The sequence below is a fragment of the Pontibacter amylolyticus genome (assembly GCF_014638845.1).
Lineage (GTDB): Bacteria > Bacteroidota > Bacteroidia > Cytophagales > Hymenobacteraceae > Pontibacter > Pontibacter amylolyticus.
This window is the reverse complement of sequence record NZ_BMFP01000003.1, coordinates 264709-282062: the sequence shown is the minus strand read 5'-3', so window position 1 is coordinate 282062 and position 17354 is coordinate 264709. Positions and strand designations below refer to the sequence as shown.

Below are 17354 nucleotides of genomic sequence, written 5' to 3'. Positions count from 1 at the left end.
TTGATTAAGGCTTCTCGATGATATTTGTGTTGGTCATGACAACCGCGCCATTCAAGGCAAGCATTCTACCTACAGCTCTGGCACCTGAGTTCATGGTGATAGACGTGTAGGCCAGTACGTTTCCTTTGAAGGAAGTACCGTCGCCGATTGTGGCAGAGCTTCCAACTTGCCAGAAGATGTTCTTAGCCTGTGCACCACCTGTCAGTATGATGTTACCGCCTGCACCACCCACGGTGGTAAAGTCAGAGGCTATCTGGAAAATCCAGACGGCATTCGGGTCGCCTTTTGCATCCAGCGTCAGGCTACCAGCCTGTACTAATAAAGTAGAAGTAGATTTGTAGATACCAGGTGCCAGTGTTTTGCCACCCTGGTCGCCTGCTACTGTGGCTGGTGCCGGAGCAGAGGCACCTTCAGCGAAAAGATAAGCTTCCAACAGATCCTTCTTTGCTTGTAACAGCATGGCTGCAGTGCCCGGAGGTGTAATGTCATCGGATGCATAAATTGCGCCGTTCTCAACGATGGCTGGCGGGAAGCCGGTTACAGATGAGCGAACACCAGGTGTTATGCCTACATCCAGGTCACGGATCACACTAGGGCCTGCATTGTTACTGATGCCTACCCCTGCGAAGATGCCGAAGCGTGCGGCTGTTTTCAGGTTAACTCCCACTGTTGGCGTACCTGGTTGCTGGTTTTCGGCTGCCGTTGTGAAAGACCATTCATGGTTTTTTGCTAGCGCGACATCGTTTGTGCTTTTAGCAGCAGTCGTTATAGTAGCCGTGTAGGTTGTGTTGGCAGCCAGGTTATTAGTAGGTGTAAAACTTGCCTTGGTGCCAGTGTAACTAGTTGTGCCAACCACCGTTGTAGTGCCTGCTTTTAAAATAAAGGACGATGCGGTGATCGTTGCAGGATTCATCATTTCACTGAAAGTGGCATTGATTACTTTATTGAGGGCGACGCCCGTAGCCTGATGAGCAGGGTCTGTAGAGGTAATCGTAGGAGTGGTATGGGCTACTGTAGTGAAGGACCATACATGATTACTGAGCAGTGGATTACCTTCCTTGTTTAAGGCGCCCGTTGTAATGGTGCCGGTATAGACCGTGTTTGCCGTCAGGTTGTCAGTAGGTGTAAAGACGGCTGTCGTGCCAGAGTACGTGACCACTCCGGCTATTGCAGTTGCACCTTGCTTCAAGGTATAAGTTGTCGTATTAATCGTCGACGGGTCCATGGGTACGCTAAAAGAAGCAGCTATGGCTTTATTCAGCAGGATACCGGTCGCATTGTTGACAGGGTCAGTAGAGATAACGACTGGCGATACAAGATCACCGGTACTGAATGTCCAGACGTATTCTTTTTGAAGGGCATTCCCCAGCATGTCCTTTACGGAAGTGGCAACTCTGCCTGTGTAGGTAGTAGAATACTTTAACTTGCTTTTGGGAATAAAGGTCAGCGTGTGGTTTTCAGTGTTATAGGTGATAGCACCTTCTGCTTTATCCGGACCTAATAGGGTGAAGGATGTCTGGTTGATGGTGGCAGGGTTCATTGCCTCGTTAAAGGTAACGGTAACCTGTGATTCACGCGGAACTTCTATGGCTCCATCTAAAGGAGTAGTACTTAAAACAACGGGGCATACCCCAAAATCTTCAATGAATGTATCTTCTTTACATCCGGCAATCACAACTACAGATGCGAAGGCAAGGGAAGTCACTAGTTTTCTTAAATTCAATGGGTGATTATTAATTCTCCGTTACTGGCGGGTGCGTGCACCTATATAATGCACGGCAGTATTTGATTTTACAAAGGTGGGGCTAATCAAACGGCACTATGTTACACAGTAAGTAAAGAATATTACATAAATCACATGTTTTCCAGGTTCGCCAGTCTTTTCTGCTTTAGTTGTTTGTAAAAGGAAGGGGAGAGGCCCGTCACTTTCTTGAACTGATTCGACAAATGCGCGACACTGCTGTAATGGAGCCTGTGCGCGATCTCGGTAAGGTTGAGTTCTTTGTATAAAAGCAGTTCTTTTACTCTTTCTATTTTGTGGAAAATGATGAATTGCTGAATCGTAATTCCTTTTACTTCAGAAAAAATATTAGCCAGATAGGTATAATCGTGGTTAAGCTTATCACTAATAAAGTCTGAGTAATTTGCTTTCGGGAATTCATCTGAATGATGGATCATGTCAATGATCACATTTTTTATTTTTTCGATTAGGATGCTGCGTTTGTCATCGAGCAACTCCAGCCCCGATACCAGCAGATTATTTTTCAGTAACAAGCGCTGCTCCTGTGTAATATCTTCGAGTATCTCAACAGTACCCAGATCTACTACCACATACTGCAACCCCAGTTTAGCTAATTCTTCCTTCACCATCATTTTACAGCGCAGGCTAACCATGTATTTAATATACAGTATCATAGCAATCCTTATGTCTCTTAATGCGCTATCTTGAAACTAAGCGTCTTTTTTTAAATGTGAGGTGATTCGTACATCTATGTTTGTCTATAAATATACCGACTTGTTTTACAGTACCGTGTTCTTTTTAGAATTTAAATTCTTGTGATGTTTTATGTACTCCTAGGAATAAAAAAACCCGCATATTTAGCTAAATATGCGGGTTCTAAATTACTATGTAGTCCGTAGGGGAATCGAACCCCTGTTGCCAGAATGAAAATCTGGAGTCCTAACCCCTAGACGAACGGACCATTCTGTCGTATTGTGATGCAAATATAGCGGCTTGCTTTTATTTTGCAAACAGTCACCCATACTTTTTATCGAATAAAAGGCCCATTTCAGGCTAACTGGTTCATTTATAACCAGTAAATTTTGCCCTTTTCTGTTGCTTTAACTACTTAACTGGGGCTCCAATTCAAAATAGGTTTCTAAACTAAACTGACCCAATGCCGGCGCTATACAATTCACTTTGCTAACCGCTGCCATAAAAGCGAGTTTATCATACAGGTTCCTGCTCAGCAATCGCACGAAAGGCAGAAGTGTCTCCACGTAATCGAAGGGAATTTCGGTAACACGGCCACTATAGCTGGCTGCTTCACACACCAGCTGCGCCAGTTCCTGCCGGGTATAGGTGGCGGGTCCGCCCAGCTCAAGCGTCTGGCTGGGTTTTCCGATGCAGGAAATAGCGATGTTGGCTAGATCGCCATCGTAGATGGGGTTAACGAGTTTATTGCCCTGGCCCAGCTGCCCGATGCGTCCTTTGCGCGCCATGATCGCCATTTCCTCTAACATTGAGAACAAGGCAACCGGCTTAAGAATCGTATGAGTGAGCGAACTGTGCTGCAGTGCTTTCTCAAAATCAGCATGTGCCTTAAAATAGGCCAGCTGCGGAAACTGTCCGGCCCCAAAGGCGGAAACATAAATGAATTGCTTCACACCAGCCTTTTCTGCCTCCTGGAGCAGATGTAGATTTGCCACGTAATTAATGTCGTGAAAAGAACCGCTGCCGGTGTGCCGGAGGCTCAGATTTTTGCCAACAGCCGATACCACCACATCTACCCCGGAACAACAACCCTCCAGTTCAAGCGACTTCGTCGCATCGGCAAGCACGAGTTCTTCCGGATCAGGGAAAAGTGACTGTGCCTTTTTCAGGTTGCGCGCCAGTACACGCACTTCGTATCCCTGTTGTTTCAGCACCCGGAAAATATGCCTCCCCAGGTGCCCTGTAGCGCCGGCCAGTAGAACTTTTTTCATATGGAAGGGGTGTTGTGTTGCGTTAATTCATATACGTGACAAACGACTGATTTGCAGTGGATTAATTGAAAAAATACAATGCTGCATTACGCAGTTCCTGCAGCTTTGTTCAAAAATCCCTATCTTCGGCTATGCTTTGTGTGGGACGGGAAATAAAATCAATTCAACTGAAAAAACTGAATGATGCGCTTAAGTAAGATCAGCAATGCCTTCGCACTTGCTTCCATTTGCCTGGGATTGGCTGCCTGTGTTCCACTGGAGCAGCAAGGCTACGCCACTTCGGGCAGCACGACACAACAGCAGACCGTACGCTATGAGGACTTGGTGTACGACACCAGTATACGCTCGGTGCAGTGCTACCGCGGCACCGGGGGGCCGGAAGCTGTGCTGGAGCCGGCCGTTGTTTCCATAGGCCAGGAGCAGCCCATCCTGCTCGAATTTGATCGCCTGAATGCCGGTCCGCAGCGCTTGGTGGCCAAGCTGGTGCACTGCAACGCCGACTGGACGCCATCCGGTCTGAATGACGCGCAGTTTCTAAACGACTTCAACGAGTTCTTTATTACCGATGTGCAGAATTCGATCAATACCCGGGTGCCGTACGTGCACTATCGTTTTCGGGTGCCGCGCGTGAAGATCAGCGGGAATTATGTGCTGCAGGTAAGTGAGGAGGGAGGCAATCTGCTGCTGACCAGACGCATACTGGTATACCAGAATTTGGTAGCGGTGGCTGCTAAGCTAGGCGCCCCAACCGGGCCGGAGGGAAGGGCTGCCCGCCAGCCAGTCGAGTTCAATGTATTCTACAAGGACTACGCGCTGGTAAATCCGGCGCAGGAAGTAAAAGCCATGATGCGACAGAACCACCGCTGGGACAATGCCAAGGTATACCCGAAGCCAGCTTTTGTGCGTGATGACCAGCGCCGCCTGGAGTATGTGTTCTTCGAAGCCAAGGATCATTTTCTCGGACTGAGTGAGTTCCGTTCATTCGATTCGCGCAGTATCCGCTTCAAAGGGCTGGGTATAGAGCAGATCAACCTGGAGGCAGTGCCCGTGCATATTAAACTCCAGCAGGAGCGTAGCCGTGCCGGATTAGCCTACAGCCAGGACCCCGACGCGGACGGCAAGATGCTGTACGGTAACAGGGAGTATGGCAACTCCGTTGTGAATGCCGACTATACCTGGGTTGACTTTGAACTGAAGACAGGCGAGGAGCAGGGAGAGGTATACATACAGGGTGGCATGACCGATTGGCTGCTAAACGATGAGAGCCGGATGCGCTACGACCAGGAACAACAGGCCTACAAAGGCAGGCTGCTGCTGAAACAGGGATATTATAATTACTACTATGCGCTAAGGCCGGCCAAGGGCCAGGCTGCCGATGCCAGTTACTTTGAGGGAAGCCATTTTGCTACGGGCAATACCTACGATATCCTGATCTACTACCGTCCGCCTGGGTCACGTGCCGATCTTCTGATCGGGTATGAAGAGATCCTGTTCAACAACAGATAAAGGCATTATATAAATACCCAGTTGTAGGTATTTCGGAAAAGGAACGAGCGCTATACCTTTGAACATGACAATAGACTGATACGATCTGAGGTTAGCCAACTATAAGCCCGACTTATCCGGCTAGCTTCAGAGAATATCAACTAAAAAGGCGGGAGTGATCCCGCCTTTTTAGTTGTGTAATGGTATGTCTTAAACACTATACGTTGAAGCGGAAGTGCATGATGTCACCGTCCTGCACGACGTAGTCTTTTCCTTCCACTGCCATTTTACCGGCTTCTTTGATCTTCGCTTCGGTCTTGTACTCCTGGTAATCCTTCAGTTTGATCACTTCTGCACGGATAAAGCCTTTCTCGAAGTCAGAGTGGATAACGCCTGCTGCCTGAGGAGCCTTCCAGCCTTTGCCAATTGTCCAGGCGCGAACTTCTTTTACACCAGCGGTAAAATAAGTGATCAGGTCAAGTAACTCATAAGACGCGCGGATCAGCTTGTTCAGGCCAGACTCTTTCAAGCCGTACTCAGCCAGGAACATTTCTTTTTCTTCGGGATCCGTTAGTTCCGCGATCTGGGCTTCAATGGAGGCAGAGATCAACACAACCTGCGCATTTTCGTTTTTCACGTGTTCAGCCAACGCTTTGGAGAACTCGTTGCCATCGTTCATGGAGTTTTCGTCCACGTTGGCAGCATAGATCACCGGCTTGTCGGTCAGCAGGTTCAGCTCGCTAACTGTTTCCTTGTCGTCTTCTGTCGCATCGAGGCTGCGGGCGTTCAGACCCTGCTCCAGGTGGTTCTTGTATTTCTCAAGGCTGGCCAGCTCTTTCTTGGCTTTTGCATCACCGGCTTTGGCGGAGCGCTGCACCTTGATCATCATCTTTTCGATCGACTCCAGGTCTTTCAATTGAAGCTCCGTATCGATGATCTCCTTGTCAGAGATAGGATCCACTTTGCCGGCAACGTGCACGATGTTCGGGTCTTCGAAGCAGCGCACTACGTGAATGATGGCATCAACCTCCCGGATATTGGCCAGGAACTTGTTGCCCAGACCTTCGCCTTTGCTGGCGCCTTTAACGAGGCCGGCAATATCCACAAACTCGATCACGGTCGGCAGTACGCGCTGCGGGTTTACCAGTTCTTCCAGGATCTGCAGGCGCTCATCAGGCACCGTGATGACACCCACATTCGGTTCGATGGTACAGAAAGGGTAGTTGGCAGACTCTGCCTTGGCATTCGAAATGGCGTTGAACAAAGTGGATTTGCCCACGTTTGGCAGTCCCACGATTCCGCATCTTAGTCCCATTTATCTTTTCTTGTTTTATATCAGGGTGCAAAGGTACGAAATTCCGACAAGTTTAGGGTAGGGGGTGGGGGTATAAAAAAAGCCCGTGCTGAAACACGGGCTCTCGGTCGCTAAACTAAAAACGGGGAAACTATTCCCACTTCAGTTCTTCATCAAAAGATACCTCGGCAGCGGCCACCGGTACAGGAGTTGCCTCAGTTTCGGTTGGGTTTTCGAGAGCGGCAAGAGCCTCTTCTGTCAAAAGTTCAGATTTAACGTGATCGATTGTACCCTGTAATGCTTCCATGAACTTCACGAAGTCCTCTTTGTAAAGGAAGATCTTGTGCTTCTCGTACGAGAACTCATCATCCTTAAACTTGCGCTTGCTCTCTGTGATGGTCACATAGAAGTCATTTGAGCGAGTTGATTTCACATCAAAGAAATACGTTCTCTTCCCTGCTCTTACCCTTTGGGAATAAATTTCTGCTTTGTCGTTGTTCTCTTCCACCGTGTTATAGACGTTAAATTCAACTTTCTGAACCTAAAGCTAACATATTGTTCTGATATATAAAAATTTTTGAATTTAAAATTCAGGCATTTTGCCGCTCTGCAGAGAATAAATTCTATATTTGCCACCGGACCAAATATAGTATAGTATGAATTTTCTTTCACTTATACTAGTATTTCTCTTTTCTTTCAATGCCAACACAGCGCTGTATTCTGCTGACGGCAAGGCTTCTTACTACGCCGACCGCATGCACGGACACCGGACAGCCAACGGCGAACGCTATGATAAAACGCAGCTGACGGCCGCCCACGCCACATTGCCATTTAACACCTATATACAGGTCACCAATGTGCGGAACGGGAAAAAGGTGATCGTGCGGATTAATGACCGCATGGCCCATAGCCGTCATCGTATCATCGACCTTTCGAAGGCAGCAGCGCAGGAGATTGAGTTGATCCGGGAGGGAATCGCCTCGGTGCAGTTGCACGAAGTTCCGGACGACGGGCAACCCGAAATGAAGACTGTCGTTTCTGAGATAAAGCCGACCGGAAAAAGATAAGCCCTATACCTGTATGAAGAAGCCCCTCACCCTAGCCGATGTCCAGAAATTCGAGAACATGGAATTTTTGGCCAAGCAGCTGGTGGAAGGCTTTATAACGGGCCTGCACCAGTCGCCTTACCATGGCTTTTCGGTGGAGTTCTCGGAGCACCGCCTCTACAACAGCGGCGAAAGCACCCGCCACATCGACTGGAAGGTATACGCCCGCACCGATAAGCTATTTGTGAAGCGTTTTGAGGAAGAGACGAATCTGCGTTGCCACATCCTGCTCGATGTTTCCCCTTCTATGTACTATCCGGTGGAGAACCGCGGAAAGCTCACGTTTAGCGTGCTGTGCGCGGCTGCCCTGGCTACCTTGCTTCGTAAGCAGCGCGATGCCGTGGGGCTGGTAACCTTCGCCGATACGGTCAAGCAGCAAACGCCCGTCCGGTCCACCGCCTCACACCTGCATACCTTGCTGTTGCTGCTCCAAAAACAGCTGGAAGAGGCACCAACCCGTGCCCGGACCGATGTGGCTTCCGTGATTCATCACATCGCCCAGCAGATTCCAAAGCGGTCGCTGGTCGTTATTTTGAGTGATATGCTGGGGCAACACGAAAACAGCGACGCCATATTTGCCGCCCTCCAGCACCTTAAGCACCAAAAGCACGAAGTGCTGATCTTTCACGTGATGGACCGCCGCACCGAAGAGGAATTTGATTTCGCCGAGCGGCCTTATGTGTTTGTGGATGTGGAGACAGGACAGGAGCTGAAGCTGCAGCCTTCGCAGGTGAAGGCTCATTACCAGCAGGCCGTAGCGAACTACAAGCGCGAACTCGAGCTAAAGTGCGGCCAGTACAAGATCGACTTTGTGCCTGTCGATATCAGCGAACCGTTTGACAAGGTGCTGTACAGTTACCTGGTGAAGCGGGCGAAAGTAAGGTAGGTATAGCAACAGGCATTTTTTGCTACCTTATTAAGCTACTGGCTTCCCTGCCTCCTTCCATGCCTTGAAGCCACCATCCATGTGAGCGACATTATCGTAGCCCAACTGCTTTAGCGTGGCTGTTGCCAGGGCCGAACGACCGCCGGAAGCGCAGTGCAGTATAAGGCGCTTGCTTTTGTCAAACTCAGGTCGATGGTAGGGCAAAGATGAATCGGCGTAAAACTCCAGCATGCCGCGCGGGGCATGGACAGAACCCGCAATCTTTCCGTTCTGCTGCAATTCCTCGCTCTCGCGAATGTCAATCACTGTCGCATTTCCCCTTGAGATCTCTTCTTCCACCTGGTCAGGCGTGAGGTTTTCGATTTGCTGTTTGGCTTCTTTCACCAAGTCAGCAGTGGATTTGTGTGCCATCGTTTCTATATAAATCTATGTCTAATGAATAGGTTAGTTTTATATCGTAGCTGCAAAGTAAATGTTGTGATTCCAGGTTTAAATATAAAATAATACTTGATTTAGTCGTCTGATGGTAAGGCAAACCTGGCTATTCAATTGGGGATTTGAGCTCGTGTTGGACAGCGCGTATATCTGATGACCCCAGAAGCGCCTATGAACCCGCTGGTTTAGGCAGGCATATTGTCCAGCGACTGCCACAGGTATTTACAGGCAATGGTACGGTAAGGCCGCCAGTTTTCAGCAATCTCGATCATTCTGGCTTTGAGCGCCCTGCCGCTTTCCTCCAGGCCATAGTGCCTTTTCATGGCATTCTGTATCCCCAGGTCATCTACCGGCATCACATCGGGTCTCTCCAGCGCAAACATCAGCAGCATTTCTACCGTCCAGCGCCCGACTCCTTTGATCTGGGTGAGGTGCTGGATCAGGGCCTCGTCTTCCATCGCGTCAATCACGGCGTGCTCTAAGTTCCCACCCTGCGCAAAAGTTGCTACGTTCCGCACATAGCCAATCTTTTGAAACGATAGCCCGGCACCTCTAAGCATTTCGTCAGGCGATTCGAGCACTAAGTGTGGATGAGGGTACTCGTTAGGGAAGAGGGCTTTGAAGCGCCCGAAAATAGTGGCAGCTGCCTTGGTACTGAGCTGCTGCGATACAATGGCGCTGAGCATTTTGAAGTAAATGTCCTCCGATCGTGAAGATTCCAGCGACTTTCCACTGCCTACTATACCTGCCAGTATCGGGTCATTTGAGAATACAGACATCACTTCAGAAGCCGGATAATCAGGGTATAATGCGCTCATGCCTTTGTCTATGAAAAGGTAAAAGGTATAGCCGAAGCTATACCTCTACTTGTTTTTTGTTTAGTGTATGCAGGACCTGAAGCACATGCTGCAGCATCTCGTCGCTCACATCCAGGTGCGTCACAAAGCGCACCATTTGCGGCCCGAAGCTGGAAGCCCGGATATTGTTTTCGGCCAGCGCCGCTACAAAATCTGCATCCTTATACCTGTCGTTGAGCTTGAAAATGACGATGTTGGTTTGAACCGGGAGCACAAACTCTACATAGTCCGCCTCGTTCAAAACGGTTTCCAACTGCTTTGCTTTTGCATGATCTTCGGCCAGGCGTTCTACATGGTGATCGAGTGCATAGATACCCGCCGCTGCCAGGTAACCACCCTGACGAATACCGCCACCCAGCACTTTGCGGATACGACGCGATTTTTTGATGAAGTCTTGTTTGCCAAGCAGCAGGGAGCCTACCGGTGCGCCAAGCCCTTTGGAAAGGCAGATGGAGATGCTATCGAAGTACTTGCCATATTCCTGCGGGTTCTCACCCGAAGCTATCAGGGCGTTAAAGACACGGGCACCGTCCAGGTGTAGGGCGATGCCGTGGCGCTTGCATACTTCTGATATGGCCGCAATCTCGGCCAAGGTATAGTAGGAGCCGCCACCTTTGTTGCAGGTGTTTTCCAAAGCCACCAGACGGGTAGGAGGGTAGTGAATGTTGTCAGGCCGGATGTGCGCCTCTACCTGAGCGGGCGTCATTTTGCCGCGTTCGCCGTGTACCAGCGCTACCGAAGCGCCGGAGTTGAACATGATGCCGCCTCCCTCATACTGGTAAATGTGCGCCGTGATGTCGCAGATCACCTCCGTCATCGGCTCGGTATGGGCTTTGATGGCGATCTGGTTCGTCATGGTGCCGGAAGGGCAGAAGAGTCCTGCTTCCAGCCCGAAGAGGGCGGCGGCTTTCTGCTCCAGTGCGTTTATGGTCGGGTCTTCCTGGTACACGTCGTCGCCCACCTGTGCGGCAAACATCGCCTGCAGCATGTCGGGAGTGGGCCTGGTCACGGTGTCGGAACGGAGGTCTGTTATGTTCATATCGAATTTGATGCTAGAAATACTTTACTTTGTAAAAATAATAACTTACTTTTGCCCTTCAAATTTAAATTTTGCAACGATGGGAGTTACTAGACTTAAAAGAAAAGACCGTAAGAATAAGGCAAGAGCAAACAACAAGGTTGCCAGAATTAAGCAATTGCTTTTGACACCAGTTATCAAGAACGTGGACATGGACGAGCTGCGTGCTCAGTTCGGTGAAGCGCCAAAGAACAAGAAGGAAGAAGAAGCTTCTGCTGAGTAGTCTTTTACGGCAAAGTAAAACCATCTGCCTGCCAACGCTGTGAAAGCTGCGGGTGGCGGGTTTTCCGAAGACTTCAAAGTGTGCTTGCACCAGCAGGCACGCTTTTTTTATGACCTTTTGCCCAGTTCGATCACCTGCAGGTCGCGCACTTTTCCCGCGTCTATTGAGAAGCGCACCATCGTGCGCACCTTGTGAAAGCCATGCATGCCAGCCGCACCCGGATTGATGTGCAGCAGGTTGTTCAGGTTTTTGTCAGGCATTACTTTCAGGATGTGCGAGTGACCGGTGATGAAAAGGCCCGGCGGGTTTGCCCTGATCTGATCTCGGATATCCGGATGGTATTTGCCCGGGTAGCCCCCGATATGCGTCATGAGCACGTCCAGTCCGTTGGCCTCGAAGCGCAGTACCTTTGGGTATAGCACCCGGATGTCCTGTCCGTCGATGTTACCATAAACGCCCCGAAGGGGGGCCACCTCACTGAGACGCTCCGCCACCCGGGCAGTGCCGAAATCACCGGCGTGCCAGATCTCGTCCCGGTCGCCCAGCAAGCGCAGGATCTGATCGTCTATGTAGTCGTGCGTGTCAGAGAGGAGCCCTATTTTCATGCTATACCTTTAAAAAAGTCTTTTGTTCGTGGGTAGAATTCCTTTGTCCTTTGTCAAAAGCCTTTTTGTCTTAAACAATTATACCTTCCAGGTTTCCGGTGACTGGCGCCATTCAGCCAGCGTTGGCATGGCCGACTCCGGGATGTACCCGTTTTGCATGGCCGCTTCCGTCAGCGCCTGATAATCGCTCAGGCAGTGCAGTGGTATACCTGCCTCTTTAAAATTGTTTTCTGCCACCGTAAAGCCATACGTGAAAATGGCTGCCATTCCGATCACATTGCCACCCGTTGACCGTACGGCCTCGGCTGCCTTCAGCGAACTACCGCCTGTCGAGATCAGGTCCTCTACCATCACCACTTTCTGTCCCGAAATTAATTTGCCTTCAATCTGGTTGGCCATACCATGACTTTTTGGTTGCGGCCGTACATACAGAAAGGGCATTTCGAGCAGATCGGCAACGAGTACACCCTGCGCTATACCTGCCGTGGCCACGCCTGCAATGGCTTCGGCCTCCGGAAAGTTTTGCCGGATCATGTCGGCCAACTGCTGCTTGATGTAGCTCCGGATGTAGGGGAAGGATAAGGTTACGCGGTTGTCGCAGTAAATGGGCGAATTCCAGCCGGAGCTCCATTTAAAAGGCTGCTCTGGTCTCAATTTCACGGCCTCGGTTTCCAGCAGGAAAGAGGCTACCTGGTGTGCTGTCGTCTGATTATCCATGGCCGAATTTAAGAAATATTTCCCCTTTTTAGCGCCCTGTACTTTCTTTACATCGAAATATTGATTGATTTGTGTTAATTTCAAGCCTGATACACGAGCACCTTTCCCTATGAACGTTTTTATTAACGATATTCCGCTTATCATCAAAAAATCAAACGAGAAGGTATACCGTCATCACTATGACCTGGTGCTCGATGCCGATAACCACTTCACTTCCAAGGACCTGGTGGGCGACGTGCTCATCAAACGGGCCGATCCGTTGTTGATCGATCGTATTGTGCGGCTCATGGAGGTGAAGAAACTGAAGAAGCTCAATTCGCTTACGCTTGTGGCGAATAAAAAAAAGCAGCTGATCGAGCACCTCAAGGACCAGTTCAAGATCGTAAAGGCCGGAGGCGGCTTGGTGCTGAAGGACGGTAAGATCCTGATGATCTACCGCCTGGGCGTATGGGACCTGCCAAAAGGAAAGCTGAACAAAGGCGAGAAGGTATTGGATGGCGCTGTGCGCGAGGTAGAGGAGGAGTGCAATATCAAGGTAGAGGTGCTGAACAAGCTCCCCAAGACCTGGCACTCTTATGCCTTTAAGGGCAAAAAGATACTCAAGAAGACCAGCTGGTACCTGATGCAGTGCACCGACGATAGCCTGATGAAGCCGCAGGCTGAGGAGTTTATCGAAGAAGTGCGCTGGATGACGCCGGAAGAGGCCATGGAAGTGCTACCCAAAGCCTATACCTCCATTGCCTTTATTGTGCGGGAATATCTCCAATCTCTGAAATCCGGAAAGGTATAAAATCGTCTACGTTGCCCCCAAAGCGGTGAATCTCGCGGATGATGGTGGAACTGATGGCCGCCAAAGCCGGTGAGGTGATCAGAAACACCGTCTCCAGTTCCGGGTTGATGTGGCGGTTGGCTTGTGCGATCGTGTTTTCGTACTCAAAGTCGGTGGTATTGCGCAACCCGCGCAGCAAAAATGTAGCGCCCACTTCCCGGGCAAACTCTGCCGTCAGTCCCTTGTATGCCTGCGCCTTGATGTGGGGCTGGTCCTTGAACACCCCATTGATCACCTCTACCATTTTATCTACCGGAATGTAGCGCTGCTTGCTGCTGTTGTTTCCAATGGCAATGATGATCTCATCAAACATTTTAGAACCACGCAGCACCACATCCAGGTGGCCATTGGTAAATGGGTCAAACGATCCGGGAAAAATGGCGGTTCTTTTCATATGAGGGTTAAATAGCTTAATGGTTATATTGCTGTTTGTTAGTGGGGTATAAAGTATGCAGCTTACCTTTGGTGTGGTATGAAAGGTATAGTGATGGATGCTTTCTATTTAATTGAAGTCAAGGAGTTTAACAATTTAACCATCAGCGATTTAACAATTCATACTACTCACAAAAGTGTAGGCTGAAGAGTTCGAAGTAGCGGTGGTCGAACAGGTCATCGAACTTGTAGCTGTAGCCTACATCGGTAGGTCGCTTGCCGAATTTTACCTGCCTGATATATTTTTTGAGCATGTTGAAGAGACTGGAGTCGGGGGTGATATCGCCCCAGGCGGTGATGGTCTCCTGCTCGGGATTCATCTTTTGCTCCTGCATCACAAAAACAACAAAGTAGATGAAGTCCTCCGGACTCAGGTAATGGAACACGTTGCAGAACTGTAAACCATTTTCGTCTATGACCAGCACAGTCACATAATTCCGCTCCACATACAGGTGCATCGTGCGACCCGCCTTGCGGTCTGTCTGCAGTAGCAGACTTTTGATCAGGGCGCTGGTCTGGTGCGTGAACTGCACGGTGCGCTCCGGGAAAAAGCTTTGGACCATGCGGTAGAGCACGCCGTCAACAGCGAAGATATTCACTGCATCCAGTCCGAACGTGCGATTGTGGAGGATGACGTGCTGCTGTGGGTCGAGGGTGCTGTGCAGGCGCAGGTAATCTTCCTGGTGTGCCGGGTCGAAGAGGGTTTCGGGCACAAGTGTAAAGAACTGGTTGCTGACGCTGACGCGAATATCCAACCAGCGCTGCTCCTGTAGGATGGGGCTCTGGTCAGCGATCAGGCGCAGCTGCTCGGCAATCTGGAGCGGGGTGAAAACGGTGATCAACTCATAATCTTCCAGCGCCACAAACTTGTTGCGTTCCACATCCGCTACAGCCAGCCGCATGGCTTTGGAACTGAGGGCAATGTACAGATTACAGTTGCCCGCCTGCGAAAGCTGAAAAGCCTCGTCTTGCAGTTGGTAAGACAGCCGAAAATGCGTGTTGATGGTATTCAAGGTATAGGAGCTCCAGGTAATGCTATATTGTGCTATGCAAGTATACTAAAAATATAGTAAAATGATCATTTCTGCATAAAGTGATGTGGCAATCCGAACAAATCGTCCAGCGAAAAAAGGTAATGGAGGATGCGGTGTTTGTCTGCCAAAGGAATCTGCCGGATCTCGTTCAGACTCAGAAACGCGACCTCTTCGATCAGCTGCTGATCAGCACCAGCTTCCGGATCCATACCTGTCATCAGCTCGCCGCCTGTCACTTCCAACTCAAAGAAAAGCTCTACGGCCTGAAGCGGCTCCTCCAGAAACTCGTTGACAAACAGGAAGCGCTTCACTTTAGTCTGCAGGCCGGTCTCCTCCAGCATTTCGCGTACCAGACAGGCTTCAACCGTCTCTCCATACTGCAAACCGCCGCCGGGTGGTGCCCAGAAAGCGGTATTGTGGAGCGTGGGCTGGTGGCGCACAAGTAAGAGTTTTTCGTCCTGCAGGCAAATGCCGCAAACGCGCAGCCTTACTTTACCGGCATAGGCGGCGGCATTGGGGTTTAGTGTATTCATGTTTGCGATAGCGGGCTAGAGGTGGTAAATTTACGAAATATGATTCAGAGCTATAACCCCGATTTTCGGGCAGATATAAAAGAAAAACTGGAGCGCCAGGAATTTATGAAGCTCATGGGCTTTGAAGTGACTAAAATAGAAGTGGGCAGGGTAGAGGGTGAGCTGCTGTTGGAGCAGAAGCACAAGCAGCACAAAGGCTTCGCGCACGGCGGTGTCATCGCGACACTGGCCGATATTGTGGCGGGCTTTGCCGCCGTGAGCCTGGTGCCGAAGGGCCACCATGTGGTCACGGCCGAGATCAAGGTGTCCTACTTCCATCCGGGTGTGGGTGACAAACTGCTCGCCAAAGGCTACGTGCTGAAGCAGGGGCGCAAACTTAATTTCTGTGAGGCCGAGGTATACGTGGTAAAAGGAAGCCAGGAACCGCTCCTGATCGCCAAAGCCAGCGCCTCCATGGCCAACATCGCACCCGAGGAGCTTAAAAGGTAAAAAGTTCGGAAGTTAGAAAGGTAGAATGTTGCTGATTATAGCTTTCAGGCCTGAATGTCATTACACCGTCTATTGTTACTTAATGGTTACTTACAGACGTTCTCTCAAATTCCTAACCTTTCAAACTTATTTAATTTTCTCCCTTTCTAATTTTCTAACTTTCTAACTTAAAATATGCGTCCAGTAGAGGCACTTAGAACAAGTTTTCCGTTTGAGCCTACCCAGGACCAGGCACGGCTTTTTGCCAGGCTTGACGAATTTATAATGGACACCGAAGCTGAAAAATCGGTGTTTTTGCTTAAAGGCTATGCGGGCACAGGTAAGACCACGGTCGTTACCTCGCTGGTGAAGATTCTCCGCACCTTTGGGTATAAGTATGTGTTGCTGGCCCCGACAGGCCGCGCTGCCAAGGTGATGGCCTCGTACAGCGGCCGCAAAGCATTTACCATCCACAAAAAGATATACCGGCAAACGGCTAACCCTTATTCCGAAGGACTGGCCTTCACCCGCATGCCCAACAAAGCGGACAAGACGTTTTACATCGTAGACGAGTCCTCCATGATCTCGGATGACAGTGGCTTTGGGCAAAATGGTTTGCTACGGGACCTGATGGGCTATGTGTTTGAAAACAAAAGCAACAAACTGCTGCTGATCGGTGATACGGCCCAGTTGCCGCCGGTTAACCAGGCCCTGAGTCCGGCACTTAACGCGGATTATCTGAAGCAGAACTTCCGCTGCCAGGTACACGAGTTGGAACTGCGCCAGGTGATGCGACAGGCAGAAGCCTCCGGTATACTCATGAACGCCACGCAGCTGCGTGATCAATTGCTAAGCGATAAACCTGAGATAAAACTGCACACCAAAGGCTGGCGCGACATTTACCGAATGACGGGTGAAAAGCTCGAAGACGGCCTGCGCTACGCGTATGATAAGTTTGGGGTCGAGAACTCCATCGTGATCTGCCGCTCCAACAAGTCCGCCAACCTCTACAACCAGCACATCCGGCGACAGATCTTTTTCTCGGAGGACGAAATAGGCGTGGGGGATTACCTGATGATCGTGCGCAACAACTATTTCTGGCTGCCGAAAGAATCTAACATCGGCTTTATGGCCAACGGCGACTTTGTGGAGATCACCAAGATCATCCGGTATGAGGACATGTACGACATGCGCTTTGCCGATGTGCGCGTGCGATTCGTTGACTATCCGGAGGAGGAAGAGCTGGAAGTGAAGATCATGCTCGACACCCTGTATACCGATGCGCCCGCCTTGCCAGCTGACCAAAACAAGAAGCTGTACGACGCGGTGCTGCAGGATTACGCAGACATCAAAAACAAAAGGGAGCGCTCCAAAGAAATGAAGCAAAACCCTTATCTGAATGCGCTGCAAGTGAAGTTTGCCTATGCCCTAACCTGCCATAAGGCGCAGGGCGGACAGTGGAAAGCCGTATTTGTGGATCAAGGATTTTTGAAGGATGACATGGTAAACGAGGAATTCGCGCGTTGGCTTTATACAGCGCTCACCCGTTCGTCGGAAGAGCTATATTTGCTGAACTTTAGCAAGCAACTATTGGTTGACTGATATATTTGGATGGTCTGCCAAAACGTTAGAACTTAACAACAGACAAATCGTAACAGCAATAGCTA

20 protein-coding genes and 1 tRNA gene are annotated in these 17354 nt (G+C 49.9%); 7 read left to right on the top strand and 14 right to left on the bottom strand.

Going from position 1 to position 17354, the window contains the following annotated elements; translation table 11 throughout:
* Window positions 1–4: 4 nt before the first annotated feature.
* The 4 genes from IEV97_RS09400 to IEV97_RS09385 all read right to left on the bottom strand — a co-directional run bounded on the left by IEV97_RS09400 (window position 5) and on the right by IEV97_RS09385 (window position 3705).
* Entirely contained in the window at window positions 5–1675 is a 1671-nt protein-coding gene (locus IEV97_RS09400; RefSeq protein ID WP_229733894.1) for an Ig-like domain-containing protein, read from the bottom strand.
* 179 nt (window positions 1676–1854) lie between these two features.
* Window positions 1855–2415, bottom strand: a complete 561-nt coding sequence (locus IEV97_RS09395) for a helix-turn-helix domain-containing protein (RefSeq protein WP_188501256.1) — start codon at window positions 2413–2415, stop codon at window positions 1855–1857.
* A gap of 215 nt (window positions 2416–2630) precedes the next feature.
* Window positions 2631–2702 (bottom strand) — tRNA-Glu (locus IEV97_RS09390).
* A 139-nt stretch (window positions 2703–2841) separates the two neighbouring features.
* Window positions 2842–3705, bottom strand: a complete 864-nt coding sequence (locus IEV97_RS09385; RefSeq protein ID WP_188501255.1) for an SDR family oxidoreductase — start codon at window positions 3703–3705, stop codon at window positions 2842–2844.
* Between the two features lie 180 nt (window positions 3706–3885).
* Here IEV97_RS09385 and IEV97_RS09380 point away from each other — a divergent pair, with 180 nt between their 5' ends.
* Entirely contained in the window at window positions 3886–5211 is a 1326-nt protein-coding gene (locus IEV97_RS09380; RefSeq protein WP_188501254.1) for a type IX secretion system plug protein, read from the top strand.
* Between the two features lie 196 nt (window positions 5212–5407).
* On the opposite strand, the gene ychF is transcribed toward IEV97_RS09380, so the two are convergent.
* Complete coding sequence (ychF, locus tag IEV97_RS09375) at window positions 5408–6505, bottom strand: redox-regulated ATPase YchF (RefSeq protein ID WP_188501253.1); 1098 nt, start codon at window positions 6503–6505, stop codon at window positions 5408–5410.
* 130 nt (window positions 6506–6635) lie between these two features.
* Window positions 6636–6992 carry a DUF3276 family protein gene (locus IEV97_RS09370; RefSeq protein WP_188501252.1) on the bottom strand — a complete coding sequence of 119 codons (357 nt, stop codon included), beginning with the start codon at window positions 6990–6992 and terminating at the stop codon, window positions 6636–6638.
* Between the two features lie 148 nt (window positions 6993–7140).
* On the opposite strand from IEV97_RS09370, the gene IEV97_RS09365 reads away from it, so the two are divergent.
* Window positions 7141–7551 carry a septal ring lytic transglycosylase RlpA family protein gene (locus IEV97_RS09365; protein ID WP_188501251.1) on the top strand — a complete coding sequence of 137 codons (411 nt, stop codon included), beginning with the start codon at window positions 7141–7143 and terminating at the stop codon, window positions 7549–7551.
* 13 nt (window positions 7552–7564) lie between these two features.
* Window positions 7565–8476, top strand: a complete 912-nt coding sequence (locus tag IEV97_RS09360) for a DUF58 domain-containing protein (RefSeq protein WP_188501250.1) — start codon at window positions 7565–7567, stop codon at window positions 8474–8476.
* Window positions 8477–8506: 30 nt separating this feature from the next.
* On the opposite strand, the gene IEV97_RS09355 is transcribed toward IEV97_RS09360, so the two are convergent.
* The 3 genes from IEV97_RS09355 to IEV97_RS09345 all read right to left on the bottom strand — a co-directional run bounded on the left by IEV97_RS09355 (window position 8507) and on the right by IEV97_RS09345 (window position 10807).
* Window positions 8507–8887 (bottom strand): rhodanese-like domain-containing protein, encoded by a 381-nt coding sequence (locus IEV97_RS09355; RefSeq protein ID WP_188501249.1) that lies wholly within the window; start codon window positions 8885–8887, stop codon window positions 8507–8509.
* A 209-nt stretch (window positions 8888–9096) separates the two neighbouring features.
* Window positions 9097–9729, bottom strand: a complete 633-nt coding sequence (locus IEV97_RS09350; RefSeq protein ID WP_188501248.1) for a DNA-3-methyladenine glycosylase family protein — start codon at window positions 9727–9729, stop codon at window positions 9097–9099.
* Window positions 9730–9766: 37 nt separating this feature from the next.
* Window positions 9767–10807 (bottom strand): threonine aldolase family protein, encoded by a 1041-nt coding sequence (locus tag IEV97_RS09345; RefSeq protein ID WP_188501247.1) that lies wholly within the window; start codon window positions 10805–10807, stop codon window positions 9767–9769.
* 79 nt (window positions 10808–10886) lie between these two features.
* On the opposite strand from IEV97_RS09345, the gene IEV97_RS09340 reads away from it, so the two are divergent.
* A complete protein-coding gene (locus IEV97_RS09340; protein WP_040574265.1) occupies window positions 10887–11069 on the top strand; it encodes a hypothetical protein in 183 nt (60 codons plus the stop codon).
* Window positions 11070–11176: 107 nt separating this feature from the next.
* Here IEV97_RS09340 and IEV97_RS09335 read toward each other — a convergent pair whose 3' ends face one another.
* A complete protein-coding gene (locus tag IEV97_RS09335; protein ID WP_188501246.1) occupies window positions 11177–11674 on the bottom strand; it encodes a metallophosphoesterase family protein in 498 nt (165 codons plus the stop codon).
* 78 nt (window positions 11675–11752) lie between these two features.
* Entirely contained in the window at window positions 11753–12391 is a 639-nt protein-coding gene (gene pyrE / locus IEV97_RS09330) for an orotate phosphoribosyltransferase (protein ID WP_188501245.1), read from the bottom strand.
* Between the two features lie 109 nt (window positions 12392–12500).
* Between pyrE and IEV97_RS09325 the strand changes: the two genes are divergently transcribed.
* Window positions 12501–13181: an NUDIX hydrolase gene (locus tag IEV97_RS09325; RefSeq protein WP_188501244.1), complete on the top strand. Its 681-nt coding sequence runs from the start codon at window positions 12501–12503 to the stop codon at window positions 13179–13181.
* Here IEV97_RS09325 and coaD read toward each other — a convergent pair.
* The 3 genes from coaD to IEV97_RS09310 all read right to left on the bottom strand — a co-directional run bounded on the left by coaD (window position 13135) and on the right by IEV97_RS09310 (window position 15219).
* The gene (gene coaD / locus IEV97_RS09320; RefSeq protein WP_188501243.1) at window positions 13135–13614 is read right to left on the bottom strand and encodes a pantetheine-phosphate adenylyltransferase; all 480 of its coding nucleotides are present in this window, start codon (window positions 13612–13614) and stop codon (window positions 13135–13137) included. The genes IEV97_RS09325 and coaD overlap by 47 nt on opposite strands.
* Before the next feature lie 163 nt (window positions 13615–13777).
* The gene (locus IEV97_RS09315) at window positions 13778–14665 is read right to left on the bottom strand and encodes a DUF3822 family protein (RefSeq protein ID WP_188501242.1); all 888 of its coding nucleotides are present in this window, start codon (window positions 14663–14665) and stop codon (window positions 13778–13780) included.
* Between the two features lie 65 nt (window positions 14666–14730).
* Window positions 14731–15219, bottom strand: a complete 489-nt coding sequence (locus tag IEV97_RS09310) for an NUDIX domain-containing protein (RefSeq protein ID WP_188501241.1) — start codon at window positions 15217–15219, stop codon at window positions 14731–14733.
* Between the two features lie 39 nt (window positions 15220–15258).
* Between IEV97_RS09310 and IEV97_RS09305 the strand changes: the two genes are divergently transcribed.
* Together IEV97_RS09305 and IEV97_RS09300 are read left to right on the top strand one after the other, a co-directional pair.
* Complete coding sequence (locus IEV97_RS09305; protein WP_188501240.1) at window positions 15259–15708, top strand: PaaI family thioesterase; 450 nt, start codon at window positions 15259–15261, stop codon at window positions 15706–15708.
* A 174-nt stretch (window positions 15709–15882) separates the two neighbouring features.
* Complete coding sequence (locus IEV97_RS09300) at window positions 15883–17289, top strand: ATP-dependent DNA helicase (RefSeq protein WP_188501239.1); 1407 nt, start codon at window positions 15883–15885, stop codon at window positions 17287–17289.
* Window positions 17290–17354: the final 65 nt, after the last annotated feature.